The 12,439-nt window shown below is 66.9% G+C and carries 6 protein-coding genes; 2 read left to right on the top strand and 4 right to left on the bottom strand.

Annotation, left to right across the window (positions count from 1 at the left end; translation table 11 throughout):
* Nucleotides 1-14: 14 nt before the first annotated feature.
* Nucleotides 15-1,775, top strand: a complete 1,761-nt coding sequence (locus tag ABFX23_RS08825) for a cytochrome c3 family protein (RefSeq protein ID WP_346032727.1) — start codon at nucleotides 15-17, stop codon at nucleotides 1,773-1,775.
* A 64-nt stretch (nucleotides 1,776-1,839) separates the two neighbouring features.
* Nucleotides 1,840-2,700, top strand: coding sequence for a metallophosphoesterase (locus ABFX23_RS08820; protein ID WP_346032726.1), 861 nt, complete (start codon nucleotides 1,840-1,842; stop codon nucleotides 2,698-2,700).
* Between the two features lie 21 nt (nucleotides 2,701-2,721).
* Here the strand turns inward: ABFX23_RS08820 and ABFX23_RS08815 are convergent, their stop codons facing one another.
* The 4 genes from ABFX23_RS08815 to ABFX23_RS08800 are packed head-to-tail and all read right to left on the bottom strand — an operon-like array spanning nucleotide 2,722 to nucleotide 12,430.
* Nucleotides 2,722-7,035, bottom strand: coding sequence for an LVIVD repeat-containing protein (locus ABFX23_RS08815; RefSeq protein WP_346032725.1), 4,314 nt, complete (start codon nucleotides 7,033-7,035; stop codon nucleotides 2,722-2,724).
* The gene (locus tag ABFX23_RS08810; protein WP_428831656.1) at nucleotides 7,035-9,020 is read right to left on the bottom strand and encodes a hypothetical protein; all 1,986 of its coding nucleotides are present in this window, start codon (nucleotides 9,018-9,020) and stop codon (nucleotides 7,035-7,037) included. The genes ABFX23_RS08815 and ABFX23_RS08810 overlap by 1 nt, the downstream gene beginning before the upstream one ends.
* A gap of 57 nt (nucleotides 9,021-9,077) precedes the next feature.
* Nucleotides 9,078-11,054 (bottom strand): heme-binding protein, encoded by a 1,977-nt coding sequence (locus ABFX23_RS08805; RefSeq protein ID WP_346032723.1) that lies wholly within the window; start codon nucleotides 11,052-11,054, stop codon nucleotides 9,078-9,080.
* Nucleotides 11,054-12,430, bottom strand: coding sequence for a multiheme c-type cytochrome (locus tag ABFX23_RS08800; protein WP_346032722.1), 1,377 nt, complete (start codon nucleotides 12,428-12,430; stop codon nucleotides 11,054-11,056). The genes ABFX23_RS08805 and ABFX23_RS08800 overlap by 1 nt, the downstream gene beginning before the upstream one ends.
* Nucleotides 12,431-12,439: the final 9 nt, after the last annotated feature.

Genomic DNA, 12,439 nt, shown 5'->3' with positions numbered 1-12,439 from the left:
GGGAGGCGCGCGCGATGGACATCCTGATCCGCAGCATCCAGCTCACCGCCACGGGCCGCGAGATCGTGCGTGAGCGCGAGGCGAGCGGCGATGCCATCACCGTGGGCCGCGCGGCAGAAAACGCGATTGCCCTGCCCGACCTCGCCGTCGAGCAGAAGCACCTCGCCCTTACCGAGGAGCCGAACGGCAGCTTGCGCGCCAAGGCCGTGGGCACGTTGGGCTTCACGCACGACGGCGTGCACACGATGGAAGCCGTGATCGACCCGGCGCGCGGCGGCGAACTGGGCCTCGGCACCTATCGGCTGGAGATCGCCCGCGAAGGCGAGAACGGTGGCACCACCGTCGTCACCATCCGGCAGGCGGAGACAAACGCGGGCGAGGCGAAGGATCGGCTGGGCGGCTTCGCGCTGGGCGGCGCGCTGCCCAGCAAGAGGGCGATGGCCTGGGCGGCGCTGGTGGCGATCCTCGTCGCCTTCCTCGCGGTGCCGATCTACACGCACGCCACCCGCACCGTGGTGAGCGATCCCGACATCGACGAACCGGGCGCGGTGGTTATGGATGCAAGCTGGTCCACCGGCGCGCTGTCCTCGGTTCACCACGGGCTGGAGGACAACTGCGAGGCCTGCCACGTCGATGCCTTCGTCGCCGTTCGCGACGAGACGTGCCTCACCTGCCATTCCGGCCTCGGCAACCATGCCGAAGTCGACCGTCAGAATATCGCCATGCCCGAATTCACCGGCGGGGAGGCGTTCCTGTGGAGCGTCGCCCACGCCTTCGGCAAGCCCGGCCCCAACGCCTGCACGGACTGCCATACGGAGCACGAGGGCGCGGGCCGGATGGAGCCGACGAGCCAGCAGTTCTGCTCCGACTGTCACGCAACGATGGACGTGCGGCTGACCGATACTGCGCTCGGCAATGCCAGCGATTTCGGCACGCTGCACCCGCAGTTCCAGGCGCTGGTGAGGCCGGAACGCGGGGCCGAGGAAATCCGCCTGTCGCTCGACAATATCAGCGGCGATTTCAACGGCCTCAAATTCCCGCACGACATGCACCTGTCTTCCACCAACGGCGTGGCGCGCATGGCGCAGCGGCTTCGCATCAATGCAGGCGGCGCGCCGCTGAAATGCAACGATTGCCACGAGACGGGCGCCGACGGCGTCAGCTTCATGCCGGTGGAGATGGAGGAAAGCTGCGAGAGCTGTCACTCGCTGGTCTACGACCGGGTGGGCAGCACCTTTCGTTCTCTCAGTCATGGCGATATCGAGCAGACGCAGGCCGACCTGATGGCGCAGGATCGCAGTCCGCGCCGTCCCGTTTCCACCGGCAGGCGGCGGCCCGGCCCCTATGCGCCGGGCGGCATCTACTACGGCAATTTCAGCCGTGTCCTGCCCATGTCGATCAGCCGCGCCAGCTTCGCCGACGAGGGGCTGTGCGGCGAATGCCATTACCCGGCGCTGGACGGATCGCTGGCGGTTGAGCCGGTCGTGCAGCGCGAACGGCAATTCCAGCACGGCTGGTTCGATCACGATGCCCACGGCCCGAACGCGATGGGCACGGATACCGAGCAGGAGGCCTGCGCCACCTGCCATGCGGCGGAAACCTCTGATGCGGCAACGGATTTCCTGATGCCGAAGCTGGAATCCTGCCGCGATTGCCACATGGGCGAGGGCGCGGTCGAGGCCGAAGTGCCCAGCAGCTGCGCCATGTGCCATTCTTATCACCCGCCCGAGGGGGTTGATTCCGCCCCCCGGCGTGTCGCAAGCTTGCGCGAATGACAGGAGCGAGATCGGTCAGGAACTCCGCCGTCGACAAGGGGGATGTCACGTTGGGGGATGCGACATGATTATCGCGCAGATGACCGATATCCATATCGGCTTCGAGCCTGAAGCGCGGCCTGAGGAACTTAATCGCCAGCGCTTCCGCGCGGTGCTGGACCGCTTGCAGAAACAGCCAAATCCGGTCGACCTGCTGCTGCTGACCGGCGATATCACCGATCGCGGCGACCGCGACAGTTTCGAGAAGACAGCCGAGCTGCTGTCCGAACTCGACATGCCGGTGAAGGCGCTGGTGGGCAACCACGATACGCGCGAAGAATTGCTGAACGCGTTTCCGGATACCCCGACGACCGACGAGGGCTTCATCCAGAGCGCATGGGTTCAGGACGGCCTGCTGGTCATCCTTCTCGATACGCTGGAGCCGGGGCGCCACGGCGGCGCTTTCTGCGAGAGCCGCGCGGCCTGGCTGGCGGGCGTGCTGGCGGACAATCCGGATGTGCCCGCCGTCATCTTCATGCACCACCCGCCGGTAATCTCCGGCATTGCCTGGATGGATCCGGACCCGGCAGACAAGTGGCTGGCGCGCCTGTGCGAGGCGCTGTCCGGTCACGAGGCGCGGGTGCAGGCGATCCACTGCGGCCACCTGCACCGCCAACTGAGCGCGCGGTTCTGCGGCATCCCCGTCAGCGTCACGCCGTCTGTCGCGCCGCTGGTGTCGATGGACATGCGCCCGATCAGCAGCACGAAACCAGACAGCCGGGCGCTTATCACAACAGAGCCGCCCACCTACGCGCTGCACCGCTGGGAGAAGGGGCACCTCGCCAGCCATTACGAGCGGGTGGGCGACTGGGACGTGCTTGCGTACTACGGCCCGCACCTCGTCCCGATGATCAAGCACATGGAAGACGAGAAAGGGCTGGGTTAGCCCTCGGCTACCAGGGAGCGGTTATTGCCCCGGCCGGCGCCGCGCCATCACCGGGCCGGCACCGGGCACCCACGCGGCCATGTCGGCATCGTCCGATACGCGCCACGGAATGCCGGCATCGTTCAGGAAAAGGTTCTCCATTTCCGCGCGGTTGAACGGGCGTGAGCCGAGCCTTCCGAAGACCGCCATCTGGCCGCCGGTCTCGTCCACTGCGCGATCCCGGTCGAGGCCTTTCGACAGCGATATTGCGGGCGACTGCGTGCGTGCCCAGGCGATCAGTTCGGGCATGGGTGCCGGGCTGAAGCCGTAGTAGTTGGGCTGGCTGTCGGGGCTGGTCATCTGGAACACCTTCATGCCGTTGCGCCCGTCGGCGACGTAGGCGAACAGGCTGGCGTTGGTGGAGGCGACGATCACGTCCTGCGCGTCCGGCGTTTCGCCCGCGGGCCAGGGGTTGGCGTAAGGCGCAGGCGGAACGTGGCGTTGCGGCGCGAGCGGGCGCGTCACGTCCAGCATCACCAGACCGTCCGCCCCGGCGGCAACGTAGAGGTAGGTGCGTGCGATGTAGATGCGGCGCGCGTCGGGCAGCAGGAAGGTGCCCTGCGTGCGCTGAACCGGCTGGCGCAGGTCCGTCACGTCGAACAGCTTCACGCCGTCCGCGTCTGTCACCCACAGGTAGCGGAACTGGATTGCCGAAGCGCGCGCGTCGTTCATGGGGATGACGGCGGTGAGTTCGGGCCGGGTTGGATCGGCGAGGTCCACCACCACCAGGCCGACATCGGCGGTGATGTAGGCCACTTCGCCTGCCAGGTGGATATGCCGCGCCCCGTCCAGCACGCCGTCCGGGTTCCAGGCATCCGAGCCATCGGCATAGGTCGCGCGGGCGAGGTGGTTGTTGCGGAATTCGCCGTCCGCCAGCGTGTTGACGTTGACGAGGATCAGCCCCTCCACCGCGTCAGAGATCGCCGCGTAGGAATAGATCGGCAGGAACGATTGCTCCTCGTTCATCTGCCGGATCTGCTCGGTATTGCGGGTGGGCGCGATGGGCTGGTTGGTGGGCAGCGCCATGCACGTCGCGTTTTCGGTATCCACGTGCGTATCGTGCCCCAGCGGGCTGAACGGCGCGGTAATGATGCGTTCGGAGAAGCCCTTGTTGGCGATGGAGGCGATGTCGTAGACGCGGAAGCCGCCACGCCCTTCGGCCACGAACATGTATTCCCCGCGCATCTGCAGGCAGCCGACGCGGTCGCTTGTGCCCTCGTGGACATTGGCGAACTGTTCCACCGCGTGCGTTTCGCCCGACAGGTCTTCATCGAAGAACTTGCCGCGCGTCCAGTCGCGCAGCTCGCGGTTCCCCTCGTTCACGAACTGGGCGTAGTAATCGGGGTAGGCGTAGCGGTGGAGGTAGGAACCGAGCACGGCCTGCGGCTCTTCCCACTCGGTGACGCGCACCGCCTCGAACCCGCCTTCGAGGCCGGTCCAGGCATTCATGCCGACGAAGTTCACGTAGTTCGTCCCCAGCAGCAACAGCTGCGCCATGATGGCGTTGTTGTCCTCGGCATCGGACAGGTGGCAATCGCTGCACTGCTTGGTTTCCTCGCGCCGGACGGTGTGCGGGAAGTGGGGGGCGAAGGCCTGCGAGGAGAAGCCCGCCGCGCTGATCGGCGGCTGCTGGATATAGATGCGCTCGCGGTTGATGTTGGTGCTGCTCAGCACCAGCGCGCTGGTGGAGCGCACGGGCGCAACCTGGTTGCCCTTGGTGGTCTGGTGGATGCCCAGCTGGAACATCTCGTCGCGCGCCACTTGCGGGTTGTAGGTGGCGAAGTTGCGGGTGGTGCCGCCGTCGTAGCGATGTATCTCGCTCTGCCAGTTCGCCTCGATCGGCAGGTGGCAGCCGCCGCAACTGGTGGTCCACGAGAGGTGGCAGGTGAAGCAGGCCATGTCCTTGCTGTCATGTGCGCGGTCCTCGGGCGCGATGCCGGGGCCGAAGCTGAACACGTCCGTCTCGGCCGCGTCGGCGGAAACCAGCTTGGAGCGGGCGGACTTCACGTTGAATCCGGGCGATGCGGGGTCGACGCTGTCGCGCACCAGGCTGACTTCCCACGACAGGTCCGGGTCGACGATGGAGCGCTGGATCAGCGTGCGCCGCCCGCTTTCCGGGTCTTCGCGCCATTCGAAACGGCGGCGGCCATCGGGGTTGCGCAGCAGGGTCAGGTCATGCCCCTCGGGCGGGGCCGCCGGGCCGCTCGTGCGCAGCGTGGGATAGTCGTCCGCCGTGCCGTGGCAATCGACGCAGCCGATCTCGATGGCGTTGGCAACCTCGCCGTAGATCAGGCCGTTGCCGTGGCTGTCCTGCGCATAGTGGCAATCGGCGCACTGCATCCCGTTCTCGGCATGGATGGACATCATGTGAACCGCCACGCCGGGGTTGTTGGTGCCGTTCTCGGCCGGGTCGTCCTCGACCTCCACGAACTGCCCCTCGCCGTCGCGGCGGAAGCGCTGGCGCCAGCGGTTCTCGTGATACGCGAACTGCTCTGGGGTGTCGATTTCCCGGTTGCCGGGGCGCAGCACTTCGCCGTCGGCATCCAGCAGGTTGCCCTCACGGTCGCGCTTGAAGATGGCGCGGAAGTTCCATCCGTGGCCGTGGTAGTCCGCGAACTGGGTGTGTTCCAGGTCGTCGTTCAGGTCATAGACGTTGCGCAGGAAATCGAGGTCCGCCCACAGGCCGCGCGGGGCCGCGCCCTCGGGGTTGCGATCCAGCACGTGGCGCACTTCCTCCGCCGTCAGGTAACGCTGCGTGCGATAGAATTCCTCGTATTCCTCGTCGCTCATGCCTTCGGGGCGCGGCGTGCGGTTTTCCGGGCCGGGCCACATGAAGGGCGCGTCGGTCTCGTAATCCCACATGGTGTAGCCGAGGTAGGAATTCAGGAAGATGTTGGGCTGGTGCATGTGGCAATTCATGCACTGCGCGGTGGGAATGGCACGGGTGAAGACGTGCTGCAGCGGGTGGCCCTTCTCGCGCTCGTCCAGCGGCACTTCGCCGTGGTCCTCGCCGCCGTGCTCGTTGTCTGCATGACCTGGTTGGACCAGGCCGCCGTGGCCGCTGTCGGCATAGCCGCCCCCATGCCCATCATCGTGCCCTTCGGCGCGCTGGCGGTTGATCGTCGGGTCGGCGGTTATCGTCTGCCCGTCGCGGCCATACTGCGCGTAGGTCAGCGAGTGACGATACTCGCGGTCGTTGGCGTAGACCACGTGGCAGGATGAGCAGCCGGAGTGGCGATAGTCGCCCGGCTGGTCGTTCGTGCCCATGAACCACGTGAACGGATCGTTGAGACGGGTCTTGTGGATGTTGAGCACGGGGATCGCGGCGCGCAGGCCCGTGCCGGGGCCGCGGTTCGACTGCTTGAGGTCCGGCCTGCCCGGTTCCTCAAGCCTCTGGATCTGGCCGGTGGGGTTGGGAATGCCGATTTCCGGGAATTGCGAGTTTATCGTGCGCCCGCCGCGTTCGAACACGCGGAACACGTCGGCGGGCGGCACCACCTGCCACGTGGGCAGCGGATAGAGCGCCGCCAGCGCGCCGCGCTGCGCCTGCTCGGTGGAGACGGTGCCGAACGGCTCGCCCTCTGCCGGCATCGCACTCTGGATCAGCGCCGCCTCGCCCTCGCGGGTGTAGGCTTCGCCGATGACGTAGTTCTTGAAGGGTAGAATCCCGTTGTTGTAGGCAGCGCCGCCCCACAGCATGGCACCTGTCGCCATCAGCGAACGCTCGGCAGCCTCGATCACCTGGATATGGCATGCCCCGCAGGCTTCGCGCGCGATACGGTAGTCGCTGGGGTTCACGAATTTCACGAATTCGGGGGTCTCGCGGTTGAGCAGCGAGTAGGAACGCTCCGGGTTCGCCGACGAGGGATAGTGCCAGCTTTCGGGATAGCTCGGCAGCACGTGGGCCGCCTCTCGCGCGGCGACGTAGTCCGGATGGTCGAAGCCAAGGTCAGGGTTGCCCTTCACCTCCTCGTTGCCGCCGTGGCAATCGGTACAGCCGAGCACCACGGCATCGGACACGTGCATGGTGGACAGGCGTGGCACGTCGTCCAGCCCCGTCATCACCGGGGCATCGGAGGCGGAGTGGCAGGTGAGGCAGCCTTCGGACTTGTCGACCGCCTCGCGCCAGGTCTGGTTCTGCGGGGCGGGCTCCGCCAGCACGCCCGCAGCTTCGTAATCGCGGTAGACTGCGGTCTCGTACCCGCCCGCCGCCAGCAGCGATCCCGCGCCCAGCAGGGCAGCCCCGGCGGCGAACACGGCGGGCACGATGTGGCGAGGGGAAAGGCGTTTCAGCATCAGTAGGTCAGCACCGCATTGGCCAGCACCGAGTAATAGACCCGGTCCTGCCCCAGATTGTCGAAAAGGTCGCGAAAGCCGTCACCGGCTACCAGCGCGGCGGCGGAGAGGCGGAAGACGAGGTTCTGGTTGGCATTGGGCCGCCAGATCGCGGCGGCAGACACATCGAAGCCGATGTCCTTCGGGATGGAACCCTCTACGCGCAGCGCCTCCAGCACGGCGGTATCCTCGAACCACAGGTGGTTGGCATTGGTGGAAAGGCGGAATTCCGGCGTCAGGTCGAAATCGGCGCCCACGCCCGCCAGGATCAGGCCGGGGTTGTTGAAGTTGGACTGCCCCTGTTCCTTCGAAGGGCGCAGGTTGTTGAGAATGCCGTTGCGGCCATTCACGGCAATCGCGCGGCCACCGCCGGCGAAGGGGATGGTCTGCCTGATCCAGTAGCTTGTATCGGCGCCGGCAAAGATCGGGTTCTCGAAAATCGCGTCGTAACCGCCTTCGACATTGTCGAACGGATCGGAATCGCCGCTGGCATAGAGGGCGGACAGGCGGAAGCGCATCCAGTCGCGGTCATAGCTCAGCTCAGTCGCGCCGAAGAAGGCGCGGATATCGGCGGGCTGGTCGGTGAAGAAGTTGTTCCGGTCTTCGCCGAAGGCACCATAGAGGCTGGCCGTCAGGTTGATGCGACCGATGCGCCCGTCGGCGTTGTAGCCAACATAGAGCACATCGTACTCGCGCCCGCGCAGCGTGCCGAGCAGGGCCGGGCGCACGGGGAAGCCGTTGCGGTCAATCTCCACGTCGTCCGCCTCGCGGTTCATGTTGTAGGCGAGCGTGATCTGGCTGGTCAGCGCCGGGATCAGGAAATCCTGGCGGTAGGCATTGGCGACGAACACGAAGTCGCTGCGCGGAGTCTGAGTGATGGCATTGAGGCCGGAGTTCGTATCCTTCTCCAGCCGCCAGAACGCGCCCACGTTGTACTGGAAGCGGTTGTTGTCGCGCGTGCCGAAGAAGCGAATGCCCAGCTGGCTGTCGTTGAACAGGAAGCCGCGGAAGTCCGCCTGGAACGGCTGGATCCCGATGCGGAAGCTGTCGAAGTCGTACCGCTCGCTGGTATTGCGGATGTGGTAGTCGAAGAAGGCTTCCTGCACGCCCAAGTAATGGTCCAGCCGGTGCGAGGGGCGGCTCGGCTCCACCAGCAGCACGCGCCGTTCGGGCACGTCGACGTAGTTGATGTTGTAAGCCAGCGTGACGCGGTATTCGACATCGGGCGGCTTGTAGGCTGTAGAGCCCTTGATCAGCGCCGCGCCGAAGATGAAGGTTTGCGAAAAAACCGGCGAGAAATCGCTGCCGAACACGTCGAGCCGGTTCGGGTCCTCGGTGGTCTGCACGCCGACGGGAATGGGGAAGGTGCGCGGCTCGATCACCGTGTCGGAAATGGCGTTGACGACGAAGAACCAGTCGTTGCCCTCGAGGCCGAGAAAGCGCGGCGTCCAGCACTCGGCGCTGCCAACGGGATAAGTCACATTTTCGGGATTGTAGGTCCGGCCTTCGGCGGCGGCGGCCTCGCGCTCTGCCGCCTCGGCAGCGGCGCGCATGGCAGCGCGGCGTTCGCGTTCCTCGTCGCTGCCGACGCAGATCGGGCGGTCACCCTTGTAGGTGTTCTGGTGGTAGGGATCGAGAATGCTGGAATTGATCGCCGCGTCCATCTGCGGACCTATCACCGGGGCCAGCGTCTGCATCAGCCGCCAGCGGTCGGGAATGGGAATCTGGTCGGTCGGGAAAGCCTGCGGCGGCGGCGCGCGCACCGCGCCCTCGTTATCCTGCGTGACGGGATCGGGCAGTTTACCCACGTAGCCGGGGCGGCGGCGACCCTCGATGATCTCCGGATCGACAGGCTCGGCAGGATCGACCTGCGTGCCAAGGCCCCCGTCAGGGCGCTGGCTCTCCGTCTCCTGCTGCGCGGGCGGTTCCTGCACCTGCTGCGGCATCGGCCCCACCGGGTGCGCCGCGCTGGCGAGGAGCAGGAATGACAGCGAAGTGCTCACCTACAGCCCCTCGCACACGTTCTGCGCCGGATCGTCGAGGAATGGGGCGAAGGGGCAGTTCACATAGCGCAGGCGCGTGGTGGTACCCCCGGTTCGCACCTCGATGGTGTCGGCGCGGATGGCCTTTGGCGCGTTGCCAATGCCGGTGTTCAGGCGCAGCCCGGCATTATGCAGGCCGAGGAAGCTGACCATGTCGTCCTGGTCGATTCCGTCGCCCGAAACGCCGATGCCGCCCACAAGCACGCCGTTCCGGTAGATCGGCACGGAGCCGGGGAAGATCTGGATGCCGTTGGCGACGCGCGGCAGGCCCGACGGCGAGACCGGCACGGCGGTGCAGCCGCGCGGAGTATCGGCATTCAGTCCGGCGGTGAAGAACACGTGCTCGAATATCTCGTCGCCCACGAGGTCCGTCTGCAGACCAACCATGAAGGGGCTGAAGGTTGCCGTGTCGGCCACAGACAGCGGGCCGGGCGGCATGCCCACTTCGCCATCGGGGAAGTAGGGCCGCGAAAGGTTTCCGCCCGAACGGTCGGCAAAGGCATGGGAGCCGGTGAGCGCATTGGGATCGCCGAGGAAATCGCGCACGCGCTGCACGTATGTCGCCACCGCGCCGCCCGCGTCGAGCAACTGCTGCGCCGCGACCGGGTTCGAGAAGAAGGTCGCGGTGCGGGCCTTCTGCAGGCTCACGTCGATGCCGAAGATCGGTCCGTCGGACGAACGCACGATGCCGAGAATCTCGCCGTGCGTGTCGACCACGCTGATGCTCGCCTGCATCGTGGAATCGAGCGGGCGGCGGATCTGGGCGCGGGACCGGGAAAGGACGGCAAAGGTCTCTTCCATGATCGCGCGGACCTCGGCCTGCGTCAGCGGCTGGGCGACGCTGGCCGCATCGGTGCCGCCGCGGATGGGATAGCGCGCATTGCCGCTGCCATCGTCGAGAATGAAGGCGCCGGGCAGCGCGAAGTCCGTCGCCGTCGCCGCGCGCAGGCCGGAGGCACTGGTGCCATAGGCCGTGCCTGCGACCAGCCCTGCACCGGTGTAGTAACCGGGCACGGCGAACAGGTTGCCCGCCGTGCCGTTGATCGCGGCAAAGCTGCTACCGGTGCCGCCAAGGTTGGTGGGTACATCGGTGAAGCGCAGCGAAGTGCCGTCGACAAAAATGCGGTTTGCGCGGATGTCGTCCGGCGCCATGAAGCCCTGCGCCCCGGCGATGGCGATGGCTTCCTCGGCATCGTTCTCGACATCGAGGATGTTGGCATCGAAGCCATAGTCCCCGTCGCCCATCACGCCGATGCCGCCCACGACGACGCCGTTCTTGTAAAGCGGGATGCCACCAGGATCGGCCGCGAGGCCCAGTGGCGAACGCTTGGGGCCGATCATGCCGTCACCGAAACGTGCCGACAGGTCCGAACAGGGGAGCTGGCTGAACTGCACGCCGAACAGCGGCCCGCTTTCGAGTCCGACCGTGGTGGGCGCTGGCGGGAAGTGTTCCTGCACGATCTGGCTGGCGGTTCGGCTGGTGAAGGCGTTGCCGCTGCTGGAGAGGTATGCCCCCGTCACCGCCTTGGCGATGGCGGGAAGCTGCGCGGGCACTTCTGCGCCTTGCAGGCCGAATATCTGGCCTGCGGGCAAATCCGCGCCAATGCGCTTTCGGCTGACAACGGCGGTGTCGCGCGCGCCGTTCATGCGGAAAACGCCCAGCACATTGCCCACCCGGTCCGTCACCGCGATGAAGGAGGGCAGGCCGCGCGCCTGCGCTTCTGCCACCGCCTGTGCGATGATCTGGCCGACCTCGGCGGTGGTGAGAGCCTCCTGCGCTGGCGCCACGAACGGCGAGCCGGGCGTTGGTGTTGGCGTGGCGGTGGCCGTGGCATTGGGCGTCGGCGTCTGCCCGCCGCTGCCCGATCCGCCGCCCCCGCAAGAGGCGAGCACCAGCGCGCTGGCGGCAAGCAGCGATGTGGCCCCCCGCGCCCTCATTACTGCAGCCGTCCGATGGCGGATGTCGCTTCGCGCAGCGCCGTGCGGAAGGCGACGGGTCGATAGCTTTCCGGAGAAGTCACGGCATCGTAGGCACGGTTGATGCTGGCGCGGATCCCGGCGGCTGCGCCCACGGTCACGCGTCCGTCGCTGACCATGGCATTGAGCAGGGTGTCGACCGCCATCACCGCCTGCACGCTGCCGGCGTAATCGGTGAAGCGCGGCGCGGTGGCGTTGCTGCCGATCCGCTCCACCACGGTGAAGGCGGCGTTCCCGCCGTAGCTGCGCGAGGACAGCGCCTGCGACAGCGCCAGCGCTTCCTGCCGCAGGGCTATTGCCGCCTGCTGCGCCTCTGCGCGGCCCTGGTTCATCGAGGAATGGAAAGCGCGCGCCGAATTGCGAAAGCCGTCTGCCCGGCCCGGCGCGAGGGCATCGGCGACGGCATTCAGCATGATGATGTTCTCGTCGTTGAACGGCGGCTGGCCGAACGTGATCGGGCGGCCCGGATTGGTCTCGAACGTCAGGCGGCGCTCTTCGCCATCGGTGATCGGGCGGTGACACGAGTGGCAGTCGTAGAAGTAGAGTTGCGGGAAGATCCCCTCGGTGCCGTAGGCGGGACGAGCGAACAGATCCGTTGCGCGGGCGACGGCTTCTGCCTGCCCCACGGCCCACAGGCGCACGCTGTCGGGGCGGCCCTTTCGCTGGACGTAGTCCTCGTCGACATCGTGGTGCTGCTGGAAGGCGCTGAACAGGTCGAGCTCGAAGGTGATGCGCGGGTGTCCCGCTGCCATCATCGCGTGGGTGACGAACTGGCCGCGCTCGGTACTGCCGTAATGGCAATCCAGGCACACGCGGGCGCGGGCCTGCGGCTGGTCGAGCGGGGTGAGGCCATTGGCGACGTTGTTGGCGTGAGTGCCCTGGATTTCGTAGTGCGATTCGAGCCAGCCGATCGACGCGCCATGGCAGCTTTCGCAACCCACGCCGTCGTCCAGCTGGAACTTCGGCCCGCGCTGGCTGACCGGGGCGAAGGTCGCATGGCAGCCGTAGCAGTTCTCCGCCTCATCCTGCCCGCTGTAACCGAGCGAAGCGACGATCTGGCGCCCACGGCGGCCTTGCAGCACATCGAAGGCGCGCGAGTGCGCCCCGCTGACCGCGCTGGGGGATTGCCAGGTGGCGATCTCGTCCTGCCGCACGATGGCCCCGTTGCCTTCGCTACGCCCGTGACAGGTGGAGCCCGCGCAACTGGCAACGCCTGTGAAGGTGTAGCCCGACTGGGCCTGCAAGGGTTCGCTGCCGGAAAGGCCGATGGAAATCGCGGCAAGGATGCCCGCGCCGATGCCCAGCGCCGGAAGCACGCGCACGGCGCGTCGCGACATAGCGCGAAC

The organism is Erythrobacter westpacificensis (genome assembly GCF_039542285.1).
Lineage (GTDB): Bacteria > Pseudomonadota > Alphaproteobacteria > Sphingomonadales > Sphingomonadaceae > Alteraurantiacibacter > Alteraurantiacibacter westpacificensis.
The sequence above is the reverse complement of the archived record's forward strand: the minus strand, read 5'-3'. Positions and strand labels throughout refer to the sequence as shown.